At 43.1% G+C, this 23845-nt stretch carries 26 protein-coding genes; 15 read left to right on the top strand and 11 right to left on the bottom strand.

Annotated elements, in window-relative coordinates:
• Positions 1 to 32: 32 nt before the first annotated feature.
• From NSS78_RS18070 to NSS78_RS18060, 3 genes are all read right to left on the bottom strand, one after another.
• Positions 33 to 650 (bottom strand): cupin domain-containing protein, encoded by a 618-nt coding sequence (locus NSS78_RS18070; RefSeq protein ID WP_050944496.1) that lies wholly within the window; start codon positions 648 to 650, stop codon positions 33 to 35.
• Between the two features lie 132 nt (positions 651 to 782).
• On the bottom strand, positions 783 to 1325 hold the full coding sequence (gerQ, locus tag NSS78_RS18065) for a spore coat protein GerQ (protein ID WP_003215192.1): 543 nt from the start codon (positions 1323 to 1325) through the stop codon (positions 783 to 785).
• 185 nt (positions 1326 to 1510) lie between these two features.
• Entirely contained in the window at positions 1511 to 2176 is a 666-nt protein-coding gene (locus NSS78_RS18060) for a YIP1 family protein (protein WP_223251281.1), read from the bottom strand.
• 184 nt (positions 2177 to 2360) lie between these two features.
• Here NSS78_RS18060 and NSS78_RS18055 point away from each other — a divergent pair, with 184 nt between their 5' ends.
• The 12 genes from NSS78_RS18055 to NSS78_RS18000 all read left to right on the top strand — a co-directional run bounded on the left by NSS78_RS18055 (position 2361) and on the right by NSS78_RS18000 (position 13408).
• Complete coding sequence (locus tag NSS78_RS18055; protein WP_327839474.1) at positions 2361 to 3131, top strand: glycosyltransferase family 2 protein; 771 nt, start codon at positions 2361 to 2363, stop codon at positions 3129 to 3131.
• Between the two features lie 6 nt (positions 3132 to 3137).
• A complete protein-coding gene (locus tag NSS78_RS18050) occupies positions 3138 to 4550 on the top strand; it encodes a CDP-glycerol glycerophosphotransferase family protein (protein ID WP_327839475.1) in 1413 nt (470 codons plus the stop codon).
• 21 nt (positions 4551 to 4571) lie between these two features.
• On the top strand, positions 4572 to 5750 hold the full coding sequence (locus tag NSS78_RS18045; RefSeq protein ID WP_113387471.1) for a DegT/DnrJ/EryC1/StrS family aminotransferase: 1179 nt from the start codon (positions 4572 to 4574) through the stop codon (positions 5748 to 5750).
• Positions 5747 to 6622 (top strand): GNAT family N-acetyltransferase, encoded by an 876-nt coding sequence (locus tag NSS78_RS18040; protein WP_327839476.1) that lies wholly within the window; start codon positions 5747 to 5749, stop codon positions 6620 to 6622. The genes NSS78_RS18045 and NSS78_RS18040 overlap by 4 nt, the downstream gene beginning before the upstream one ends.
• A 1-nt stretch (position 6623) precedes the next feature.
• Positions 6624 to 7748, top strand: coding sequence for an N-acetylneuraminate synthase family protein (locus NSS78_RS18035; protein WP_327839477.1), 1125 nt, complete (start codon positions 6624 to 6626; stop codon positions 7746 to 7748).
• Complete coding sequence (locus tag NSS78_RS18030) at positions 7738 to 8478, top strand: glycosyltransferase family protein (protein ID WP_342468243.1); 741 nt, start codon at positions 7738 to 7740, stop codon at positions 8476 to 8478. Before NSS78_RS18035 ends, NSS78_RS18030 begins: the two co-directional genes overlap by 11 nt.
• Entirely contained in the window at positions 8475 to 9503 is a 1029-nt protein-coding gene (locus NSS78_RS18025; RefSeq protein ID WP_137054235.1) for a glycosyltransferase, read from the top strand. Before NSS78_RS18030 ends, NSS78_RS18025 begins: the two co-directional genes overlap by 4 nt.
• A gap of 2 nt (positions 9504 to 9505) precedes the next feature.
• Positions 9506 to 10246, top strand: coding sequence for a sugar phosphate nucleotidyltransferase (locus NSS78_RS18020; RefSeq protein ID WP_050944489.1), 741 nt, complete (start codon positions 9506 to 9508; stop codon positions 10244 to 10246).
• Positions 10243 to 11208, top strand: a complete 966-nt coding sequence (gene rfbB, locus NSS78_RS18015) for a dTDP-glucose 4,6-dehydratase (RefSeq protein WP_342468242.1) — start codon at positions 10243 to 10245, stop codon at positions 11206 to 11208. The genes NSS78_RS18020 and rfbB overlap by 4 nt, the downstream gene beginning before the upstream one ends.
• 3 nt (positions 11209 to 11211) lie before the next feature.
• Positions 11212 to 12066: a dTDP-4-dehydrorhamnose reductase gene (gene rfbD, locus NSS78_RS18010; RefSeq protein ID WP_003214612.1), complete on the top strand. Its 855-nt coding sequence runs from the start codon at positions 11212 to 11214 to the stop codon at positions 12064 to 12066.
• Positions 12059 to 12514 carry a dTDP-4-dehydrorhamnose 3,5-epimerase family protein gene (locus NSS78_RS18005; protein ID WP_342468241.1) on the top strand — a complete coding sequence of 152 codons (456 nt, stop codon included), beginning with the start codon at positions 12059 to 12061 and terminating at the stop codon, positions 12512 to 12514. Before rfbD ends, NSS78_RS18005 begins: the two co-directional genes overlap by 8 nt.
• A 102-nt stretch (positions 12515 to 12616) precedes the next feature.
• On the top strand, positions 12617 to 13408 hold the full coding sequence (locus NSS78_RS18000) for an SDR family oxidoreductase (protein ID WP_342468240.1): 792 nt from the start codon (positions 12617 to 12619) through the stop codon (positions 13406 to 13408).
• A 14-nt stretch (positions 13409 to 13422) separates the two neighbouring features.
• Here the strand turns inward: NSS78_RS18000 and NSS78_RS17995 are convergent, their stop codons facing one another.
• The 6 genes from NSS78_RS17995 to NSS78_RS17970 all read right to left on the bottom strand — a co-directional run bounded on the left by NSS78_RS17995 (position 13423) and on the right by NSS78_RS17970 (position 19523).
• A complete protein-coding gene (locus tag NSS78_RS17995; RefSeq protein WP_342468239.1) occupies positions 13423 to 14616 on the bottom strand; it encodes an aminotransferase class I/II-fold pyridoxal phosphate-dependent enzyme in 1194 nt (397 codons plus the stop codon).
• Positions 14617 to 14634: 18 nt separating this feature from the next.
• The gene (locus NSS78_RS17990) at positions 14635 to 16056 is read right to left on the bottom strand and encodes an ATP-grasp domain-containing protein (RefSeq protein ID WP_327839481.1); all 1422 of its coding nucleotides are present in this window, start codon (positions 16054 to 16056) and stop codon (positions 14635 to 14637) included.
• A 15-nt stretch (positions 16057 to 16071) separates the two neighbouring features.
• Positions 16072 to 16833 (bottom strand): glucose 1-dehydrogenase, encoded by a 762-nt coding sequence (locus NSS78_RS17985; RefSeq protein WP_106029500.1) that lies wholly within the window; start codon positions 16831 to 16833, stop codon positions 16072 to 16074.
• Positions 16830 to 17537: a cupin domain-containing protein gene (locus tag NSS78_RS17980; RefSeq protein ID WP_327839482.1), complete on the bottom strand. Its 708-nt coding sequence runs from the start codon at positions 17535 to 17537 to the stop codon at positions 16830 to 16832. The genes NSS78_RS17985 and NSS78_RS17980 overlap by 4 nt, the downstream gene beginning before the upstream one ends.
• Position 17538: 1 nt before the next feature.
• On the bottom strand, positions 17539 to 18141 hold the full coding sequence (locus tag NSS78_RS17975) for a hypothetical protein (RefSeq protein WP_003215386.1): 603 nt from the start codon (positions 18139 to 18141) through the stop codon (positions 17539 to 17541).
• 149 nt (positions 18142 to 18290) lie between these two features.
• Complete coding sequence (locus NSS78_RS17970) at positions 18291 to 19523, bottom strand: MFS transporter (RefSeq protein ID WP_050944482.1); 1233 nt, start codon at positions 19521 to 19523, stop codon at positions 18291 to 18293.
• A gap of 145 nt (positions 19524 to 19668) precedes the next feature.
• Here NSS78_RS17970 and NSS78_RS17965 point away from each other — a divergent pair, with 145 nt between their 5' ends.
• On the top strand, positions 19669 to 20148 hold the full coding sequence (locus NSS78_RS17965) for an Lrp/AsnC family transcriptional regulator (RefSeq protein WP_327839483.1): 480 nt from the start codon (positions 19669 to 19671) through the stop codon (positions 20146 to 20148).
• A 13-nt stretch (positions 20149 to 20161) separates the two neighbouring features.
• Here the strand turns inward: NSS78_RS17965 and NSS78_RS17960 are convergent, their stop codons facing one another.
• Positions 20162 to 20329 (bottom strand): hypothetical protein, encoded by a 168-nt coding sequence (locus tag NSS78_RS17960; RefSeq protein ID WP_233421712.1) that lies wholly within the window; start codon positions 20327 to 20329, stop codon positions 20162 to 20164.
• Positions 20330 to 20525: 196 nt separating this feature from the next.
• On the opposite strand from NSS78_RS17960, the gene NSS78_RS17955 reads away from it, so the two are divergent.
• The gene (locus tag NSS78_RS17955) at positions 20526 to 21494 is read left to right on the top strand and encodes an alpha/beta hydrolase family protein (RefSeq protein WP_106918397.1); all 969 of its coding nucleotides are present in this window, start codon (positions 20526 to 20528) and stop codon (positions 21492 to 21494) included.
• Positions 21495 to 21839: 345 nt separating this feature from the next.
• Here the strand turns inward: NSS78_RS17955 and hemQ are convergent, their stop codons facing one another.
• On the bottom strand, positions 21840 to 22610 hold the full coding sequence (hemQ, locus tag NSS78_RS17950) for a hydrogen peroxide-dependent heme synthase (RefSeq protein WP_309216063.1): 771 nt from the start codon (positions 22608 to 22610) through the stop codon (positions 21840 to 21842).
• A 240-nt stretch (positions 22611 to 22850) separates the two neighbouring features.
• Here hemQ and pta point away from each other — a divergent pair, with 240 nt between their 5' ends.
• Positions 22851 to 23822, top strand: coding sequence for a phosphate acetyltransferase (pta, locus tag NSS78_RS17945; protein WP_003215086.1), 972 nt, complete (start codon positions 22851 to 22853; stop codon positions 23820 to 23822).
• Positions 23823 to 23845: the final 23 nt, after the last annotated feature.

Here is a 23845-nt window from a genome sequence, read left to right as displayed (position 1 = left end):
CCGATGCTCTGAGAGGGGCATCGGTTTTTTTCTTAATTCCAGTAAGGGGCGTAGTTTGGCGGTGCTTGATAATAAGGGATGTAGTGAGACGGAGGGACAGGGTTCGTTTGTGCTTCCTCTTCTCTGTGGCAAAATGGTCCGATAAACACACTTGGCTTCACCGGCTGTGTCGCCTGTTTCCACTGTGTTTCGTTCATGCAATACGTATGTGCCATGATGTGAGCAGGGGTGAGGGTGAGAAGGTCTGAGCCTAGGATCACTTCTGGCGTAGATGCGTTGAAAATGGCTAACAAATGAGTTCTGTCTTGAAGGGCAACTTCATAGTGCCACCAGCCTTGAGGTACGTTTGCTACCTGTCCTGGGGTGATGGTATAGGTGTGCAGTTTTTTTGTAAATGGATTCAGCATCGAGACGGCAGCAGAACCGGCTATACAATAAACAAGCTCTGCGGCATTTTGATGATAATGAGGCTCTACGACTTTGCTTTTACTCAAATATATATCCAGCAGAGATACTTGATCCAACGAATTTAATTGTTTTTTTCCTAAAACGTTAATCAGGTTATGCTGATCGTATTTCACAAGGGGGCTTTGATTCAGATCGTATGAATATTTAACATTTGGTGATGTATAATCCAGCTCAACAGTCATGAATGTCACCTCTAGGCGTTTGATAAAAACTACTAGGCATCTTATGACGAGCGCCCTAGAGGTGTGACAAAAACCTAATCAAAAGAAAAAAGCAAGGGCGCCTGCTCCTTGCTTTTGCGATATGTGCGTTATCTACCTCGGAGAATACGTGGACATGGAGTATGGATAGTCGTATTGAATTTCCCCATCAAACGTAATGTAATCAAGATAGATCGTTAATAGTAAGTATCGTGTTCCTGTCTTGTTGTCACTAATGATAATGTGGTCACGTCCTGCAGCTTCAATGACGCCTCTGAAAATCTTCGAGTTCCATTCCTTACTTGCCTCAAACGTCATATAAATCGTGGCTACCTTGCCGCGGTTCAATCGTAAAATATTTTCAATATAGGACTGCTCGATTGGCAGCTGACCAGTGACATTCTGCTGATAAATCGGTCCAGAAGGAATTTGATAAGGCTGCCCGCCGCTCTGCGTGCCCTGCCCCCCTGGTGAAGAACCAGTAGACGGCATTGGTGAAAATCCCTGCTGCATTTGTCCTTGCATTTGACCCTGCGTTTGGGGAGGGACTGAATAACCCATCTGCTGCGCAGGATACGGATTTGCTCCATATTGTTGCTGGCGAAAATCTTGACCTTCGAAACCCGAACCTTGCCCAAATTGATTTTTCAATTTCATAACGTTCCTCCTCTTTCCTCATGGTGTTCTAAACAGAAGGCGCTTGAGCACCTGTTGTTTCCATAGCATTCTTTCTCTCTTTCACACTATGAGACAGGAGGGGAGAATATGTACATTGAACGAAAAAAAGGAACTGTGGTGCAGTTCCTTAGGCGCGGGCAAACCCTCGCATTCTTTGTCAGGCCTTACATCATCCAATTTACAGCGCGCTGGACACCAAATAAAAGAGTAATGATAAGAAAACATGCCGCAAGCGGTGTGATCACGATGAGGAAGGCTTGCCATAATTTCAGCTTCATCACAGCGACAATGCCTAAAACAGTCATTCCAAATATCCACGTCTTTGCATAAGCATCAATCAGTGTCAAAAGATCGAGATAATACCATACCTCAAAATGCTGATCTAAATAGGGTGAGATTTTGACAAACGTATACGGACCAAGCATTCCAATCGTGCAAATCCAACTGAGTGCAAATAAAGCGGAAGGGAAAAAGGTCGTCAGTGTGAAGGCTTTGAGTACATCTCGATATGCCGTTTGACTGCCGAAAAAAAGACGCCCTAACCACTTTAGGATGAGTACACCGAAAAATAGACCGAGATTGCCTGCGAGAATACCATATCCCGCACCTTGTAACAAAATAAAAGGAAATGGAATATGATTGCCCATATACTCGCTAAAATACCCTTCGTAGACCCAGCCTGTACCAGCGATACTTGCAAGGAGCATCATCAGCCAAATGGGAATATAGGAATGTTGATATGAGCGAATAATCGTTTTTGTTGCGACAAAAATTTTGAAAAATCGAAAAAAACCTTTTACTTCCTCTTGTTGGGAGTGATCATTCTTCATAGCTTCCAATGTTCTTTACTCCTTTAATACACATAAATGATTACTTATATTACCAAAAAGTTCGCGTTTTTCAAAGATAGATCATTAAAAAAATACAATTTTATAAAAAATAGGTCACTCTACAGTCTCTTTAAGAGGAGACACATATGATAAACATAGTTTGAAAGAGACCGAGGTGAAAACTTTGACAAAAGTAACTGTCATTATGACGAGCTACAACAAGGCGGCTTACGTCGGCAGATCGATTGAAGCGGTTTTGCAGCAGACACTGTCAGACTTTGAACTATTTATCATGGACGATGGTTCAAATGAAAAAACCCTTGCCGCGATTGAGCCCTTTCGCAAAGATCCCCGTGTTCATTTTATCCAAAGCGGTGTCAAATCGCTGGAGGAGAGAACAGCGAAAACCCGATACGCCGTCCTCATTAATCAAGCTTTAGAACTAGCAAAGGGCGAGTATATTTCCTATGCCACAGATGACAATGTCTATGCCCCGGACCGTTTAGAAAAGCTCACACATTATCTAGATGCTCGACCAGGTGAAGATATTGTCTATTCTGCATCGAAAGTAATCTATTTAAATAGCAATAAAGATCCAGTAAAGGAAACGATTCGACCTGCGCAAACGGTGCAATGGAATGCACCTTGTGCCATAGATCATTGCTCGGTCGTTCATCGTGCTTCTATTTTAACAAAAATTCATGCTGAATTTGGGTCTTACTGGGACGAGAGTCCGCATTTTTATCGAATAGGGGATGCCCGGTTCTTTTTTCGATTAAATCATTTTTATCCGTTCTATCCCTATGATGAAGTGTTAGATACAAATTACATCACAGAACAGTCGATTCACTATCAATTGGCGGAAGAAGAGAAAAGTGCCTTTATTCAAGCACTTCCTGAGCAGTCTACCTGCTGGGAGCTCCGCCATATATTAAAGCAAAGACATGGGAGGTGACCTGAAGTGTCGCACTATATTCATCATTATTGGCAGGTGTATTTTGAGTATGTGAATCTCATGAAGGATTTGTCCTATCAACAAATTCCTCTTGGGTTGATCAGCAATTTCTATCAATATATCAGTCCTGAAGTAAGGGAACGTATGGAGGATGAAGCATTCGGTCAAGAATTGACAACCGATTGTCCATTGCCGGAAGAGATTCAGCCATTTTTTGATCAACATAAGCAGCAGATCAAGCGTATTGCTTATCGTCCGGCGAATGGAAAGGTCTTGCTTCACTTTGAACATCTGCGTTTTACTGAACAAAATTACACGCGGTTCCATCCGAGTCAAACGGTGGTGCTTGCTCGCTGGAAGAAGGCAGACTATTTCGGTTTACCGGTCATCAGCAAGCCGGAATTAGCGGGAGAGGTTAATAAAGAAGCCCATGCTGAATATATTGAGAAAGCAAATGCTCTCCTTAAACCTTACGCAAAGCACCCCGTCTTTGGCAATGTCTTTTTTAGAGAAAAGCTTCGGAAGGACATTGTGCAATTTATTGATGTGATTGACCAGACAGAAGTGCTATTTCAGATGGAACCAATTGCAGCCATTATTGTGGGGACAACGGAGGATGCTTACAGCCGCGTACTTGCACTGCAAACTGTGAAACGCCAGCTCACGAGTATCTGTCTTCAGCACGGCGCACTGATGGGAGACGAAGCCTTTTTGCCGATTTTCACGACGTGTCACGGGGTGTTTGGAAAGTATGAAAAAGACTGGTATGTACACAAAGGCTGTCAGCCGGAACAGGTGGAGATCACAGGTCATCCGAGGTTTGACTTGGTGAAGGATCGAACGCCGCTTCAACAGGAAATGGTCTTTCGAAAATTGAACTTCAATCCTGCCAAAAAGACCGTGCTTGTGGCAACGCAGCCGTTTTCAGAAGCCTTCTATGGTGATGTGCTTAAAACGATTGCAAAACGGAAAGACATTCAGTTGATCATTAAGCCGCATCCGTGGGAAATTGCCCGAAACCGATTAAATGAGTATGTGTCCATTGAACGAGCAGGAAATCATGTGAGATTGATTAAAAAAGAAATCGACTTGTATGACCTATTGCCTTATATGGATATGGTCATTACGCTCACATCAACCGTCGGCCTTGAAGCGATGCTGTTTGAAAAGAGTGTGCTGATCGGGAAAATGACAGAAGGCAGAAGATACCCTTATTACGAGTCGCTTGGCAGCTATCATATGGAAAACCCTGTTGAACTGGCTGAGAAAGCCATTCGTATTTTGTCGGATGATCAAGAAATGAAGCTGGCAAAGAGGCAAGGAGCTGAGTTCATTAAACAACATTATCCGCATGCGCGATCGACCGATGTTCTGCTTTCTCTGCTTCAAACAAAAACAGGTGTGGATTTTCAGAGATGAGGATAGGGGTGTGCAAGCGATATGGAAAAAAAGAGAGAACAATTTCTTCCTTATGCCCTGCCGTTGATTGAGCAGGAAGAAATTGACGAAGTCATTGGAACATTAAAATCCGGCTGGCTGTCAACCGGACCAAAAGTCAGACAGTTTGAAGAAGAGTTTCGGCAGCTGACCGGTGCAAAACATGCGATCGCTGTCAATTCATGTACGGCTGCTTTATTTTTAGCCTTAAAAGCAAGAGGGATTGGGAATGGGGATGAGGTGATCACAACGCCTCTGACATTCTGCGCAACAGCCAATACGATCATTCATACAGGGGCAGCTCCTGTATTTGTCGATATTGACCCAGCGACACTCAACCTCGATGCAGAGAAACTAGAAGCGGCGATTACACCACACACAAAAGCGATTGTCCCTGTTCATTTTGCTGGTCAATCGTGCGATATGGAACGGATTTTAGCCATTGCCAAAAAGTACGATTTATTTGTGCTTGAGGATGCCGCTCATGCTCTTTACACAACGTACCACGGTCAGCCCGTTGGTTCGATTGGTGATGCGACTGCCTTTAGTTTTTATGCGACGAAAAATATAGCGACCGGAGAAGGCGGCATGCTGACGACGAATGATGATGCACTTGCCGCTCGGATCAGAAGACTAGCACTCCATGGGATGAGCAAAGGAGCATGGAATCGTTATGGAGAAAAAGGAACGTGGTACTACGAGGTCGAGGAACCTGGCTATAAAATGAACATGTTTGATGTGCAGGCATCGTTAGGGCTTGTTCAGCTAAGCCGTTTAGATGATATGCAGGCACGGAGAGAACAAATTGCAAAAGCATACAATCAAGCATTTCAAAAGGAAGCAGGGCTGATCCTGCCGCCAGTCCATCATGAGGGAAGACATGCATGGCATTTATATGTACTGCAAGTGGACCCGAAAGAAGCATTCATCACACGCAATGAGCTGATTGATCAGCTGCAAAAGGACTATAAAATCGGCACGAGTGTTCACTTTATCCCTGTTCATTTGCATCCATACTATCAACAAACCTATCACTATTCACCAGAGGATTTCCCTGAGTCACTCGCGTACTACAAGCGGACTCTCTCACTGCCTCTTTATCCAAGTATGACAGATGAAGATGTGCAGGATGTCATCACTGCGGTGCTGTCTATTTTAAAAGAACAGAAGGCATCTTCATGAAGGCCGTTCATGCAATAGACGATCAGGTGCTGTCCGCTTGGATTGAGAAATACGGTCAACAAATTGAACAAATGAAAGGCTTCAAACAGTTTGGTCTTGTCAGTGGCGCCCAGCTGAAAGCAGTGCTGTTATACGACTGGTCAAAATGGGAAAGCGGCATATTTGATCAGCATATTTTTCATGTGAAGTTTGCGGAAGCTGAGTCAGCATCTGCTTTTCAGGAATTGATGGAGCGCTTCATCAATTGGATGAGAACAGAAAAATGCGATTTTTTCTTTTTACGTCTTGAAGCGGCGGATGTTGAAAAAAACCGCATCGTCCAAAAGCTGTCACATGTGTACTATGTGGGCGGTCTCACTCGTCTTGAAGCGCCACCTGTTCACATGGAAATGCCATCAACAGGTGAAGATGTGGTCATCAGTCAGCCGGATGAAAAGGAATACGATGAGGCGGTGTCACTCGCTTATCAGGCTTTTGTGAAAAGCCGGTATGCCCTCGATCCATTTTTAGACCAGAATGTCGTCCAGCATTTCTATCAAGAATGGATGAGAAATAATGTGCTCGGACGTGCAGATATCAATATCGTAGCAAAGGTGAACGATGAAGTCGTGGGCTTGATACAAGGGATGACCAAGGGCGATGAGCTGGCGCTTGAGCTGTTTGCGATTAGACCGGATGTACAAGGAAAAGGGATCGGGAAAAAGCTGTTTATTGAGATGATGAAGGTCTCTTATGAGAGAGGGCATCGTTTTATTTCTGCCGGAACACAGCTGCATAACACAACCGCCATTCAGCTGTATGAAAAGATGGGATTTAGAACAACAAATGCCTTCTTGTATTACCATGTATGGCCGAAAAAAGGAGAGAGGTAAGATGGCGCATTTCTACATTGGAGATCGCAAAGTGGGGGATGGTGCGCCTGTCTTTATCATTGCAGAGGCAGGCATTAACCATGATGGAAAGCTGGATCAGGCGCTTGCTTTAATTGATGTGGCAAAAGAAGCAGGTGCCGATGCAGTGAAGTTTCAAATGTTCCAAGCTGATCGGATGTATCAAAAGGAACCGGGTTTATACGAAACAGCCAAGGGGGAAGAGGTGTCCATTTTTTCCTTAGTCGAACAAATGGAGCTGCCGCCAGAATGGCTGCCGGTGTTATTAACCCGCTGTGAGGAAAAAGGGCTAATATTTTTAAGCACAGTGTGTGACGAAGAATCTGCGGATTTATTAAATCAAACCGATCCACCAGCTTTCAAACTGGCATCCTATGAAATCAATCATTTGCCTCTTTTGCGTCACACAGCTTCTTTTCAAAAGCCCATCATTTTCTCAACTGCCGGAGCCACTATTGCAGATGTTCATGAAGCATATGAGGCGGTTACAAGCGTGCAAAACGATCAGGTCGCCATCATGCATTGCGTCGCAAAGTATCCAGCACCTAGAGCTTATACGAATCTTCGTGTGCTCCAAACCTTAGCCGCCGCTTTTCCTGAGGCAGTCATCGGTTTTTCCGATCATAGTGAGCATCCTACTGAAGCTCCTGTTGCTGCTGTGAAGCTTGGGGCAGCCATGATTGAAAAGCATTTTACGATAGATAAGACGCTGCCTGGCGCCGATCATTCCTTTGCACTCGATCCCGAAGAATTAAAGGAAATGGTTCAGCATATTCGAGCGGCAGAAAAGGACCGAAATCAATCAGAAACAGACGCTCATTCTGTGTCAGAGGAGCTCCTTGGCAGTTCTTTTAAAACGACAACAGCCATTGAAGGGCAGATTCGTGAATTTGCGTATCGAGGGATTTTTACGACAAAAGGGATTGCAAAGGGCGAGACATTGACCGAAGAAAATCTAGCCGTATTACGTCCAGGACAAAAAAGCCAAGGTCTGCATCCGCGGTACATGGAGATTTTACTTGGCGTCAAGGCTGTCAGAGACATTCCAGCCCATACAGGGGTTTCGTGGAAAGATGTGCTCATGCAGGAGTCTACAAATGATCAATGATGTGCTCTTTGTCATACAGGCTAGAATGGGCTCAACAAGACTGCCAAAAAAGGTGATGAAGCCGATCGGAGGTATGGCATTGATCGATTTCATCGTTGAACGGGTAAAGCAATCAGATCATTACAATCACAAAACGCAGAACCTCATGATCGCCACAACAGTCGAAGCAGAAGATGATCTATTGGCTCATTATTGTTTATCAAAGGGCTATAAGGTATTTCGTGGCAGTGAGATGGATGTATTGCAGCGATTCGCAAAGATAGCTCAACATTTTGAACCACAAACCATTGTACGTTTAACGGGAGATAATCCATTTATAGATCCGGCGCTTTTGTCGAAAATGCTTGAAGAACATAGACGGAAGAAGGCTGATTATACGTATACGACTGGAACGCCACTCGGTATTTCCGGGGAAATGATCGACGCATCCATTTTACGTAAAATCGACAATTTTCCCCTTACGCAGCCGGAGCGTGAGCATGTCACGCTGTATATCCGAAAGCATCCTGATCGATTTCAACTGCAATTATTCACACCGCCCAAAGAACTCGCATATCCTGCTTATCGATTCACGATTGATACAGAAGAAGATTATGTATTTGCTACCCGTTTACTTGAGAAAGCCGGTGGATCTATTACTGTGCCTACGGCTGAGCTTATCGTCATTTGTGAACAAGACCCTAATATTGTTCGGTTGAATCAATTTGTGAGACAGAAGGATGCTGAATGAATAAAAAAATCATGATTGTTGTGTACGGTGGTTTTTTAAGAGGGATGGGGCATGTCGTTAGAATGAAACGGCTGGCAAAGGAACTGATTGAAGAAGGAAACGACTTATATTTTTATACAAATGAACAGATTTGTGTAGAAATGCTCTCGCATCCAGCATGGCACGTTCATTTGGTGCAGGAATCAAACGTATTCCTTCAAATGGAGCAGGACATAAAAGAGCTAAATCCTAATCTTCTGCTAATCGATGTCCTTGATTGTGACCTTCAGTTCCTTCGATCGATCAAAGCGTCCTCCAGAAATGCAAAACTGGTCTTATTTGAAGAAGAAAGAACAGAAGCTTGCCAGCTTGCTGATGCTGTCGTAAACGGCATTTATGGTGGACTGGATGAAAAGCACCTGCAAGTAAATGGAACGGACTACTTTTATGGAACACCTTATTTATTGTTAGATCACGAGATCAGCAAATTAAAAGACTCATATGAGGTTCGCAAAGAATGTAAGAAGGTGGTGATCAGCCTTGGAGGCAGTGATCCAAGCGGATTATTAACAAAGGCTGTATCAGCACTTCTCGAAGCCTGCCATTTACACATTCTAGCGGTTACAGGAAAAGCCTCTCGCATCGAAGAAGAAATCGAGGCTGCACATATTCAATTCATTCGTCATACGGATCAATTACCTGCCCGTCTTGCAGAAGCCGATCTAGCGATTGTTGCTGGCGGGATGACGTTATATGAGGCCGTTTGTATCGGAGTGCCCAGCATTGTCCTTTCGCAAGTAGACCACCAAGCAGTAACAGCCACTCGTTTTGCACAAAAGGGAGCCTGTCACCATCTTGGATTAGGTCGCCTTGTGGATGAAAAGGATATATGGCGTGCTACTCGCAGACTATCCGGCAGCTACTTTCTCCGCAGGAGCATCCATCTCAATGGACGGTCACTCATTGATGGAAAAGGAACCGAACGAGTGAAATACATTCTTATACACCTCATGAATCATCACCAAAAAGAACATAAGGATGTGTAGATGTGAAGGGAGTTATTTTAGCAGGAGGAAAGGGATCACGACTGGCACCTTTAACAAAGATTTTCAATAAGCATTTATTGCCGGTTGGCCCATATCCGATGATTTATTGGTCATTGTTCAAATTGAAAGAAGCGGGAATATTGGATGTAATGGTCATATCACAAGCAGAACAAATCCCGCTGTTTCAAAAGCTACTTGAAGGCGATCAGGAACTAGGGATGAACATTGTGTATCAGGTCCAGCCTGAAGCTTCTGGAATTTCGGACGGCTTATCCTACGCAAAGCCCTTTGTAGAAGGGGAAAAGTTTGTGCTAATGCTTGGTGATAATGTATTTGAGGATTCGCTAACCCCTTTTGTTGAAGCCTTTCAGCAGCAAGAAAGCGGAGCGAAGGTTCTGTTGAAAGAAGTGGCAGATCCAAAGCGGTTTGGTATTGCAGAAATTGATGCCACCCACCACCGAATTTTATCAATTGAGGAAAAACCGGAGCATCCGCGTTCATCCTACTGCGTCACGGGTATCTATTTTTATGATCAAGAAGTCTTTCAATATATTGAGAAAATCTCGCCGTCAGATCGAGGCGAATTAGAGATTACAGATGTAAACAATCTCTATATATCAAATAGCCAGCTGACCTATGATATGTTAAAAGGGTGGTGGATTGATGCAGGAACACATGAATCTCTCCACCAAGCATCGACGAAAATGTTTGAAACGATGAAGAAAAAAGAGGGATACGAATGACGAAGTCTTATTTAATTACAGGCGGAGCTGGATTTATTGGACTGAATTTTGTGAAGCTGTTGCTTCAGGAAACAGATGTCCGGCTCACTGTTTTTGACAAGTTAACATATGCCAGTCATCCAGAGGAGATGGAGGAATTATTAAAGCTGTCTCATTTTCGTTTTATTCAAGGGGATATCGCTCTTCAACATGAGCTAGATCAAGCGTTTGATGAAGTCTATGATGCCATCATTCATTTTGCAGCGGAATCCCATGTTGATCGCAGTATTGAATCGGCAGAGCCTTTTATTCAAACAAATGTCCTCGGTACCTATCGTATGCTTGAAGCGGTCTTAAAAGGAAAGGCGAAAAAGCTTATTCATATTTCAACAGACGAAGTATATGGAGATTTAGAGCCAGATGATCCTGCTTTCACAGAACAAACACCACTTTCACCGAATAATCCTTATTCAGCAAGCAAGGCAAGCTCAGACCTGCTTGTAAAATCTTATATCCACACTCACCAATTACCCGCAATGATCACAAGATGTAGCAACAACTATGGACCGCATCAGCATGAAGAGAAATTAATACCGACGATTATTAGAAAAGCAATCAATGGAGAAAAGATCCCGATTTATGGGGACGGCCAGCAGATTCGCGATTGGCTGTATGTAGAGGATCATGCGAGAGCTGTAAAGCAGGTCCTTGAAAACGGAACAGCTGGGCAAGTGTACAATATTGGCGGCGGCAACGAGAAAACGAATCTCGATTTGACCAAAACCATTCTGACGCAGCTCGGGATCAGTCATGACCGTATTGCGTTTGTTGAAGACCGTAAAGGACATGACAGACGGTATGCGATTGACGCCAGTAAGCTAAAACGGGAGCTTGGCTGGACGCAGGAGACATCATTTGTAGCAGGTATTGAAAAAACGATCAATTGGTATCATGCCAAATATGATCAGAGCGAAGAAGGGTGACGGATGAAAGTTTTAATCACCGGTGCAGGCGGGCAACTAGGGAAAGAATTGAGCAGACAGCTCAAGGAGAAAGACATCACCGTCATTGCCTTAACGAGGAGCATGCTCAATATCGCAGACCAGCAAGCAGTCAGACACGCGATGAGACACTTTCGCCCTAATATTGTTGTCAGTGCAGCAGCATATACCTCTGTAGATCAGTGTGAAACAGAAACGGAAAAGGCGTATCTTGTTAATGGCATTGGCGCCTACTATACAGCGCTGGAGGCTAAGAACATAGGGGCTGATGTGCTACATGTCAGTACAGATTATGTGTTTGACGGGCAAGCAGACACGCCTTACCAAGTCGATGCACAGCCAGATCCTCACACCATTTATGGAAAAAGTAAAAAGCTTGGTGAGGAATTGCTTCATCTTGTATCAGACGAAGTGAAAATTATCCGTACATCGTGGCTATACGGACATGAGGGACATAATTTTGTGAATACCATCCTTCGGCTCGCAGAAACAAAGGATCATTTGCGCATCGTGAATGACCAAATAGGCTCACCTACTTATACAAAAGATGTCGCAGAGGCCATCATTCATTTATTTGATCAACAGGCAGGAATTTATCATGTCAGTAACCGAGAAAGCTGTTCCTGGTTTGACTTTGCGTCAGAAATTGTGACAAAAAGCGGCCTGTCTACGACCATTGAGCCAATTTCCACAGAAGAGTACGGCTTCCAAACACCTCGTCCAGCCTATTCTGTGTTAGACCTTCAAGCGATTGAAGCCACAGGCTGGAAGCCGAGACATTGGAAGGATGCGCTTCACGAATTTTTGCAGAAAGAAGGGAGATGGCATCAGCATGATTGATGGTGTACAAACGAAAAAACTCATGAAACATTGTGATGATCGCGGCTTTTTTGCAGAGCTCATTCGAGATGATGAGCCCATGCTGCAACGTTTTGGGCAGGCATCGTGGTCGAAAAGCTTTCCAGGTGTGATCAAAGCCTTTCATTATCATGAAAAGCAAGATGACGTTTGGTTTTTCCCAGCAGGTCATGCTCAGGTCGTTTTATACGATTTGCGTGAGGACTCTCCTACAAAGGGTCAAACCGATGTGTATTATATGGGGGAAGACAATCCAATGCTCCTCCTCATCCCAAAGGGTGTCGCACATGGCTACCGGGTGCTAGGCGAGACGCCGCTGCAAATTGTCTATTTCACGACACAATCCTATGACCCGAAAAACCCAGATGAAAAGAGAATCGCTTGGAATGACGAGACAATCGGATTTGATTGGGAAACGACATTTAAATAAAGAACAAAGGCCTTTCGCAGGAGAAAGGTCTTTTTTTGTTGAAATACATTCTGTAAGTGTCATTTTATGTATTTTTCTAAGTTAAGCAGAAAAGGGATGTGGATGAGTTTGTCTAAAAGAATTGCATTTGTAACAGGGGCAAGTACAGGGATTGGAAAGGCAATCGCCATAAAGCTTGCCGCCCAGGACCATGTAAAGGTCATCATCAATTCTAGAAATCAATCCTTACTAGAAGATGCGCGGCAGCATATTGAGCGTATGGCAGAAACAAAGGAGCCGGTGTCTCTTTTCTGTGGTGATATGTCGCATGAAGGAGTGCGAGCTGAGGCCTTTGCGGCAATAGATCAAGAGTTTGGCAGACTGGATGTGTTGATTAATAACATTCCAGGAGGGAAGCCAGATACTTTTAATTCATGTGAATGTGAGCAGATGCTGGCAGCATTTTCTCAGAAAGCCCTAGCGTACATTGATATGATGAAACGTGCGGCAGCGATGATGAAAAGACATGAATATGGCCGGATCATTCAAATTGTCGGGAACCTTTGGAAGGAACCTGGTGATCAAATGTTTACGAACAGTATGATGAATGCAGCGATTATCAATGCTAGTAAAAATGCAGCCACACAGCTTGCGCCTTCAGGGATCACAGTGAATTGTTTAAACCCAGGATTTATTGCTACAGATCGATATGAACAGTTTATCGAAAACATGATGCGTGAGCAGTCATTATCACGGGAAGAAGCTGTACAGGCTGTTGCGTCAGGGATCCCGATGCAAAGAGTAGGTTCAGCGAGTGAAATGGCTTCATTGGCGGCATTTATCGCATCAGAGGAAGCCTCCTATGTCACCGGACAGCAAATATCTGTCGATGGTGGTTCGATGAAAAGTATATAAATATGAAAAACCCGCTATATGCGGGTTTTTTGTTGAAAACGAATCGGCAGTATATGCAGCCGATCGATAAAAAGGGCAAGCTGTTCAATTGGCGCCACCATTGAGATGCGGACATGATGTCTTCCATGTGTTCCAAACACACCCCCAGGCGTCACGACGACATCTGCATGCTCGAGTAAATAGTCGGCAAATGTATGAGAATCCTCGAAATCATCAGGAATCGGTGCCCACAAATAAAAGGCGCCGGCTGGACGTTCAATGGTCCAGCCAAGCTGCTTCTCCGCTTGACGGATGAAGAAAGCCATTCGTTCAATGTAGACTTCTTTCAATGATTGAATATGACAGTCATCACTTTGTAAAGCGACGGTGGCGGCATGCTGAAATCCACCATACATACTGACAAACACATGATCTTGGAAGGCGTTAATGGCATGAATGATGTCCTCATTGCCTACAGCAAAAGCGACTCTCCATCCTGCCATATTGAATGTTTTGGATAAAGAATATAATTCCACTCCTACGTTTTTCCCAAGAGGAGCCTTTAGAAAGCTCACTGGTTTTTGCTCATAATGAAAGGAACCATAAGCAAAATCATGAATCACATGCAGATCGTGAGCGGACGCAAATTCTGCAGCCTCTTCAAAAAAAGCTTCATTCGCCACAGCACCAGTTGGGTTATTCGGATAATTTAAGAAAAGCACCTTTGCCTTTTTTAACACGTCTGGATCAATTGAAGAGAAATTCGGCAAATAGCCATTTTTCTTTTCAAGCTGGATGCAATGTGGCTTTGCGTCCGCCATCAAGATACCTGAATGATATTCTGGGTATCCCGGATCGGGGACGAGGGCAATATTCCCTGGATCAAGCAGGCACTGACTCATCACATAAAGCCCTGTTTTTCCTCCATTGAAAAGGGCAATTTCCTTCTTCGGGTCAACCTCAATGCCGAATTCCTTTCTGTAGAAATCTGCAATGGCTTGCTTGAAAAAGTCAAAGCCTCTAAAAGGTGCATATTGCTGAAATTGCAAAGAGCCTGCTGCCTCTTGAAGGGCATTCACAATGTGTGCCGGAGTAGGAAGATCAGGATTTCCCTGACCAAGGTTCACAATGTTCGCTCCGTGTTGTGTTTTATGCGCAATTTTCTCAAATACGGTTCCAAATTTTTGTTCTGGCAGCCGTTCAATCATGTTAGATGGTAAGATCTTCACCACGACATCCTCTCTTTCTTATCCCTTCACTAATTCATCCATTAACTGAATGGCTGCCTGCTTTTGAATGTTACGGATGGAGGCGGCAACATCCTGAGAAGACGACCCTTTTAATTCAAGAGACACGATGCCATTAAATGCTTCAAATAAAGATAGATCTACAAAGGTTCCTTTAGGTGGGACAGATTCGCTGATGATGACAGTATCTCCAACTAAAGTGTCCTGCGGAATATGCACATGATCAATGGTGATGTGTGTGGCCTCAGGCGGAATGTGTCCGCTCTCTTTGAAATGCTGAGGGTATAAATGACAGTCTGCTACATAATGCGTATGTCCAGAAAGTAGTTCTTTTGGCAAATTAGCTTTTTTTCCATCGACTAATACATCAATCAGCAACTTAGCCATATCCACCCCAAAGACCTTTTTGATATTCGGAATCATATTCCAGCCAGCAAATCTAGCTGCTGATTCGATCAGTCCGGATTCTCGATGTTTCATAAGCTTGATTTCTGTATGAGTGGCACAGTTTTCAAGACCTAATCCTTCATTTGCTTTCCTCGCTGCCTCAATGATGATTTGCTGGGCTTCATTGTCTAGGATCGACGGAGTGATATGAGCCGTTTCTGTAAAGCCGATTTGAGGGGTCTTATCATGAATGACAAAAGGGATATATTCACCCTCAACAACTAATCCTTCTACACTGACATAATCAGAATAGCCGTCGTCTTGATACCAATCCTCGTAAGCCCCCTCTAAGTACGTTTCAGCGACAAACGGTGCTTCATACGTCACAGCGTTTGGAACGGGAATGGTTTGCAAATAGGATTGTACGTTTAAAAAGAGATCATCACTGCCGGATCGGTCATGAAAAAGGGTCACGCCAATGGAGCTTGCTAAATATGTAGGCTTTAAAATAAGCGGTGTACCAATATGTTCAATGGCTTGCTGAAAATCAGCTAAAGTCGTGACAGGCTGAGTTTTTACTGCTTTGACCCCAGCCGCGTTGAATGCAGCCCTCATTTGGCTTTTATCACGCGCTAATTCAGCCGCCTTTACCCCAGCGCCGCGCAGCCTAAGTCGCTCAGCGGCTTTTGCCATTGGTGCAATGAATAATTCATTATTGGTGGTGATCGCATCCGCTTTGAAAAAGGAAGCGACGCGAACTAGGTCGTCCACCACCTCTTCCTCGGATTTTAGATAATCATCATGTGCCCAGTAAATCGAATCTGGGTGTTCAAAAGAAGGGTTTTTGTCAAAATAATCTCGATCTTTGATGACCGCAATAGAGTATTTTTCGATTAGCTCAGCGTGTCCCTTTGTAATAGCAAAAGGTCTCGGGATATAAGAAACGATATGATACGATGCAGCCACGCTTTCGTAAAACATATGGGGCGGGCATCCTCCTAGATCAGCAATGACAAGTACGGTTTTTTTACTCAATGAAAGCACTCCTTTTTATCTAGCGGTGTAACCGCCATCTGCTGTGACAACACTTCCAGTCATATAGCTGGATAGATCAGAGGCGAGAAACAGCATGACGCTCGCAATTTCTTCGGGTTTTCCGAGACGAAGTAATGGGTTCACCTTTGCTTTTTCCTTTTTAACAACCTCAAGGCTTTCTGAATGATTGTCTGAAAAGGATTTTTCATTTAATGGTGTATCAATAATGCCTGGGGCGATACAGTTCACTCTGATTTGATGGGCGGCATAGTCGACCGCCATCGATTTGGTGAGCTGGATGACACCGCCCTTTGTTGCGTTATAGGCAGGGATGTCAGGCCAGCCGACAAGACCCCCGACAGATCCGGTATTGATAATACTTCCGCTTTTCTTTTCAAGCATATGCGGCAAAGCATGCTTACTCATGAGAAATACACCCGTCAGGTTGACCTGTACAATGTGGTTCCAATCCTCTAGTGTCATCTCGTGAACGGGAGAGACAATTTCAATGCCTGCATTGTTAATCAGCACATCGATTGTCCTAAACTGGGTCAGCACAGACTGAACGGTTTTTTGACAGTCAGACTCATTTGTAATATCTGTTTTGAAAAACGCAACATGCTCGTGCGCCAATGATTCGACGAGCTGTTTGCCACTTTTTTCATTGATGTCAGCCACTGCAACTTTTGCTCCGTGCTCAAGGAAAAGCTTGACTGCGGCAAGCCCAATTCCCGATGCACCTCCTGTAATCAGGACGACTTTTCCGTCGAGGTTCATTTCTTCACCTTAGACGTTTTTGGCTTCAACCGATTATAGCGGGGAGGGAAGAAGAGATTAATAGACTTTGATGCTTCCGGCTTTGGATTTATCGCACCGTGGTCTTCCCTAGGGTCACAAAAGTAGGTCGTACCAAATTCCATTTTCTCTGTAAAGCCTTCAATCGTCATATCATAACCTCCGCTAATGCAAATGCCGATTTGTTCATTCCGGTGTTTGTGAAAAGGCATTTCTCCGCCATTTCCAGGAATGTTGGCTATCATGAGCTCCATCCAATCCTCAACAAAAAAGGTCACTTCCATGCCAGGAAGTAAATCTCGTGTTTTGAAAATGTCTAAGAAATAAGTAGGAGGCGCCGTGTATTCTTCGCCATCTTTTAATCTCTTAATATCAATAGCAATCACTTCTTCATCTGTCAGGTTAGAAGCGCCGTGAGGGACAAAAGGTGGTGCGATATACGCTGATTCTAAAGGGGTGAGTAATTGGATCGATGGGCCGACTGTCATTTGAAGCTCGCCTTTTAATACGATGCCGATTTGTGCTTCGGGATGCTCGTGAGGTTCAATGATCGTGTGAGGAGGGATGTATGAGATGAGCACTTCCGTATCACCTCTGACCGTGGAATATTGTGTGACACCATTCTCCCATTCTATTTTTTTGGCTTGTGGAAAATATTGTTCTTGCGTCTTTTGTTCAGTTTGCATATTATATCTCTCCTTTTCCGAATATGGACCAGCTCATAGGAATACTTTTAAACGTTCGAACGAAGGTGAGGCCATATGTGGCTCTGGCTACCTCATTGGTTAAAGCGAAATCAAATTCGCCGTCTCTTACTTTTTGTGCGGCAGTACTTGTCGAATTGACTAGCTCAAATTCAGCATTTTGGTGAATGAAATATTGAATCAAATTGACAGGTGCAGGGTGAGAGACAATTTTTAAATGGTGGAGCATTTGTTCTTGAAATGGAAAATCTGGTCTGACAGCCAAGCCATACATGGGTGTGTCACATCTGAAAATTTGTAAGAGCTGCAGGTCAGGTCTCATGTAGAAGTGTTTGATTCCTTCGTATGCGTGTGGAACGAGAGTGTATTGGAGTGCGTGAGAGAGAGTATGTTCAATGCAAGTTTCGAATGTGTCATAAAGGGATAGTTTCGTATGAGTGCCGAGAGTAGTGGTGGAATGAGAGATGAAGTGTTTTGCTGCGTATTCACTGCTTGTCCCCTTAGGGCCTAGTGTATTGACTGTAAACATCTTAGGTGAAACGATGGGCTCTTCTTTGAAATGAAAAACATCATTCTTTAAGATCATGTTTACCATCCAATCTTTTTCAAATTTTTACTAGATTATAAAAAATAAAATTGGCAATTGTCAACAAAATTTATAAAAAATGTATTTTATGATGATATTAAAAATTGATCTAAAAAACTGCACATACCTAGATGTGCAGTGAATTGAACTTACGTTTCAAATGTGTTTTTATGTTTCTGCTGTAAGGTTCGTTCACGTTTATAGCTGACGAAGCTAATAAGAAAACCAACAAGCGTAACGAGAGCACATACAAGCCCTACCGTATGATAGCCGAAATGGACATAGACAGGTCCCATAAGAGCGGAACCAAGCATAACGGCAAGATTGGACGCAAGGCTGTAAAAAGCCATCACTTTGCCTCGGTGGGTTTGGGAGCAGTCACTTAGAACAGTGCTCAAAAGCGTGACAGATAAACTTTGCATGGCACCCCAAATAAATAGGGCAAAAATCAGCAATGTCCATGAGAAAGGAGCATAAGGAAGTAAGGCGAGAACGAGCGTAATGCCGCCCAGCACAAAGAAAAGAGAACGAGTTTTGCCAAACCAGTCTGCTAATTTCCCTGTAAATACACTCATGGAAAAACCGACACCGTAAGCCATGATCAGAAGTCCTGCCGTCGATTGCCCTCCAGAAAACAAACTTTGTAGATACGCTCCTAAAAACGAGTACATGCCATAAAATCCAAGCATATTACAAAATGTCACGGTCAAATAGGCGGGGACACGATCAATTTTCAAAGCTCCCCATAAAGAGCCAGCTTTCTCCCTAGCTTGAGGTGTTCCTGTATTCGCTGTGGCGGTTTGTTTACGAGATTCAAGGATGACGAGCAGCAGGACAATGAGACTCATGATGGCGAAAATCCAAAAGGTCCATCGCCAGTTTAAACTCTGCCCGATGAAGGCGCCAATTGGTACACCAAGGACAAGAGAAAGAGACCAACTCGACACAATGAGCCCCATCACTTTGCCTCGATATTCATAAGGAACCCGGTCACCCACAAGCGCATAGGCTGTTGGCACAAATACACCGGTCGCCAGCCCAGAAATAGCACGGCCTGCAAAAAATACGGCCAGATTCGGGGCAGCCGCACACATTACGGTGCCAATCAAAAAGAAAGAAAGCCCGATAATCAGGCATAGCTCCCTTGAATACCGGTCCCCTAAAGGAACAAGCAGCGGGGCTCCAACCAGCACAGCTAACCCATAAATGCTGATGGAAAGGGCGAGAATATCAAGAGAGTGCTGAAAAGAGTTTGATAAATCAGGCAGCAGTGGTGAAATCACCAGTTCTTCCGATCCCGCCGCAAAGACGCCAAGTGTGAGCGCAATGGCAAGTGTGATGGGAAATGTTTTAGAAGCCTGGCTGTCTAAAGATTCTTTCATCAGGTGATCCCTCCATACTTGCTTTTTCATTCAATTCCGTTAAAATAAATTCTACCATTATTTAGTTTTATTTTACATTTCGCATCATAAGTATTATCATAAAATACTTTTCAAATGGAACGATTTTTGGATAGGAGAGGTACGAATGAAAATCACCGATGTTGATGTGCATATTTTAAATGAATTAAAAAAAGATGCTCGCTTATCTATGAGGGAGTTGTCCAAACGAGTCAATTTATCCGCCCCTGCGGTAGCAGAAAGAGTGCGTAAATTAGAAGATGCAGGGATTATCGAAGGGTATTCGGTTCAGGTTAACTATAAAAAATTAGGGCTTATGATTGACTGCCTGCTGGAAGTCACAGTGCTAAACGGGGAGTATCAACGTTTTGTGGCTTTTATGAATCAGCACCCACGCGCTTTTTTTGCTTATCGAGTGGCAGGGCAGTCATGCTTTTTCATTAAGCTGTCAGTCGCTTCCCTTGAAGAAATTGAAGCCTTTATTCAGGCAGTGTCTGGGTTTACAAAAACAGTATCTCATATCGTCTTATCAGGGCACTCTTTTTCTCATCCCATTCAGGAACGTGTGAAACAAATAGAAGAGCCAGAAATGACCGTGGTGAAGTAAAAAAGGACCTGACTCAGGCCCTTTTTGTTCGTTTATCTGACTGATAGCTCATGATCGTAATGATAAGTCCAATGAAGGTTACAGCTGCAGCAAATAACGGAACAAGCTGTAAATGTGTGATTTCGATGGCAAGACCGCCAAGCGCTGCACCGCCGGCATTCCCGATAATGGCTGAGGGCATATATAGAAAATAAAATTCTGTATTCCAAGATATCTTAAACAGACTAAATATATTTATAAAAATGTGAATTGTTAATAAGGTATTATGGCTGATGTGAGTTTGTTGATTGTGGATTTATATTAATCTTTAAACTCATGTTTCTAAAAAAATAACCTTTTTTTATAGTAATAATTTGAGATTAGAGGAGTTAATTCTTTTGAAGCTTTTAAAAGTAATAGATTACGCAGCATTAATGGATATGCACAGAACAAGGAGCAAAGAAAGTCACTATAATAATTTGCCTATTGACGTTGGTAATAGGGATCATTTTTTTAGTGCTCAGCCAATTGATTTAGAATTTCAAATCAATAACCATACAGCAAACTTAAAAAGTGGGATATTTTCTTTTCATTCAAGCATCAGATCTGGTGTAGATAGGAATGACAAGGTTACTGGGGAAGTGTTTTTACGAAAAGAGTCTAAGCACAAGCCCAATATAATCTTCGTACATGGATGGCGCATGGATTCATACGACAGGATTAAGAAGATTTATCACGATAAAATCGTTAAAAATTATGATTGGAATATGTATTACTACACGCTGCCTTATCATTTCGATAGGGAACCACAAAATTCAACATATTCAGGTGAACACATGATTAGCGCCAATATCAGTCGAACAGTGCAATCCTCCCAGCAAGCTATTGTTGAACTTAGAGGGCTGATTAAATGGATTAAGGAAAATGAAGGTGGGGAAATAATCGTAGTTGGTATTAGTTTAGGAGGGTGGCTAACAAACTTATTAGCAACAGTCGAGAAAGACGTGAATATTGTTGTATCAGCTTTTTATGCGAATAATATTGCGCATTCCATCTGGAACACTCTTCCTGGGAAGTATATACGAAGAGATCTGGAGGAACATGGAACAACGTATGAAGAACTCGACAAAGCTTGGGACATTATGAACCCTAGTAAAGCAAAACTTCTCATAGACAAAGAAAATGTACTCTTAATATCAGGAAAATATGACATGTATATCGACATAAACGATGCTGATACTCTGTGGAATAGCTGGAATCAACCTAAAAGGCACGTATACAGTTGTGGGCATGCTGGAATTGTTCTATCTAGAAAGAGAATAGCAGCTGACACACTTCAATTTATTGAAAGTAGGCTAAAGAAATAAAATGATGTTCATCCTAACTGCATTGCTGAGGGCCGTATACGGAATTTTCTCAATGGCAAACACATCATGTAGTTCTTTCTTTATGGGTCTTACACTATGTCTTTATTTCAATAGGTTTGATGGTTTATGCAGTATATACAGAAAAGAGTATAACAAGCAAAAGACAAAAGGTTTATACATGTCTAGTTATTGTTCCAACACTTGATGACAAATTCAGTCATACCAATCGAAAACGCACCGAGCGTTAATGCAAAAATAGCGATGGGGAAGTTTTTCATGATGTGATCACCCTTCTAAAAAAATACATAAAAAGGCTTCGGAAAGATCCGAAGCCTTAAGAGTTTATCATACATGAAAATAAGATGCCAGCTGCTCGTTTGCTAATCGGTTTCCGACAAAGAAGGAACCAAATTCGCCGTAGCGTGCACTGACTTCATCAAAGCGCATTTCATAAACCAATTTTTTGAATTGAAGCACATCGTCAGAGAAAAGAGTGACGCCCCACTCATAATCATCAAAACCGACGGAGCCTGTAATGATCTGCTTTACTTTACCAGCATAGCTGCGGCCGATTAAGCCATGGCTTCTCATGAGTGATTTACGCTCATCCATAGAGAGCATGTACCAGTTGTCATTGCCGGAACGTCTTTTATCCATTGGATAGAAGCACACGTATTGAGAAGAAGGGAGCTCTGGGTATAGACGTGCACGTACATGCGGGTTCTCGTAAGGGTCTCCGCCATCTCCGCCTCCTGCTAAGTAGTTGCTAAGTTCAACAACTGAAACGTACGAATAAGCTGGGATCGTAAACTCTGCTAATCGTGTCTTGTTGAATTCAAGTTCAATTTCACCCAGTTCTTCCATGGTTGGACGCAAAATCATGAGCATAATATCTGCTTTTTGGCCGACAATACTATAGATTGTTTGGCTTCCAGCCTTATCGTGCTCAGCTGTTTTCCATTTTTCTAATAGACCTGTGAACTCATGAAGAATCACTTGGCGCTCATCACTTGTCAGCAGCTTCCAAGCTGTCCAGTCAAAGGTTCTAAAATCATGAAGTGCATACCAGCCGTCTAGTGTCTGAGCTGCTTCATTGGTTGTATGTTGTTCGCTCATTTATTTCACTCCTATTTACAGTTTTCCATCTGTTCCAACTATAACATAGTTTGTCCAAATGGAGATGTGATCAAAACTTGAACGACGAAGTCAGCTTTTATGGAAATTGATTAAATTAGTTTGAAAAATATGAATTTAATTTGTAAGCGCTATAATGTAAGTTGGTAGTTTGAATTTATGTAGAAGAAGAGTATGCTTGAAAGAGAACGCTTTTTTTGTAAAATCAAGGAGGGTATATAAGTGGCAGATATTTTTTCAACAGTTCAGGAAAAGGTTGCAGGTAAAGGAGTAAAGATCGTTTTTCCTGAGGGAATGGACGAACGCATTCTAACAGCCGTTCAAAAACTAGCAGATGGCAAAGTCTTGCAGCCAATTGTTGTAGGTAAAACACAAGAAGTTGAAGCAAAAGCAAAAGAATTAGGTCTTACACTTGATGGTGTTGACGTGTATGATCCTCATACATATGAAGGTTTTGAAGAGCTTGTACAAGCTTTCGTAGAAAGACGTAAAGGCAAAGCAACAGAAGAGCAAGCAAGAAAAGCATTACTAGATGAAAACTACTTCGGTACGATGCTTGTGTACAAAGGTCTTGCAGACGGACTTGTGAGCGGTGCAGCACACTCAACTGCTGACACAGTACGCCCAGCACTTCAAATCATTAAAACAAAAGAAGGCGTAAAGAAAACATCTGGCGTCTTCATCATGGCTCGTGGCGAAGAGCAATATGTGTTTGCTGATTGTGCAATCAACATTGCACCAGATAGCCAAGATCTAGCTGAAATTGCGATCGAAAGTGCAAACACAGCCAAAATGTTCGACATCGAACCACGTGTGGCAATGCTTAGCTTCTCTACTAAAGGCTCAGCAAAATCAGACGAAACAGAAAAAGTTTCTGAAGCAGTTCGCATTGCAAAAGAAAAGGCACCTGAGCTTGTACTTGATGGAGAATTCCAATTCGATGCAGCTTTCGTTCCTTCAGTAGCAGCGAAAAAAGCACCAGATTCCGTCATTAAAGGCGATGCTAGCGTATTTGTTTTCCCTAGCCTAGAAGCTGGAAACATCGGCTACAAAATTGCACAGCGCTTAGGTAACTTTGAAGCTGTAGGTCCAATCTTGCAAGGCTTAAACCAACCAGTAAATGACCTTTCAAGAGGCTGTAATGCTGAAGACGTTTACAACCTTGCACTTATCACAGCAGCTCAAGCACTATAAAATAGCATCTCGGCTAAAGCAGT

This window comes from Bacillus sp. FSL W8-0920 (assembly GCF_038593215.1).
Lineage (GTDB): Bacteria > Bacillota > Bacilli > Bacillales > Bacillaceae > Bacillus > Bacillus pumilus.
The sequence above is the reverse complement of the archived record's forward strand: the minus strand, read 5'-3'. Positions and strand labels throughout refer to the sequence as shown.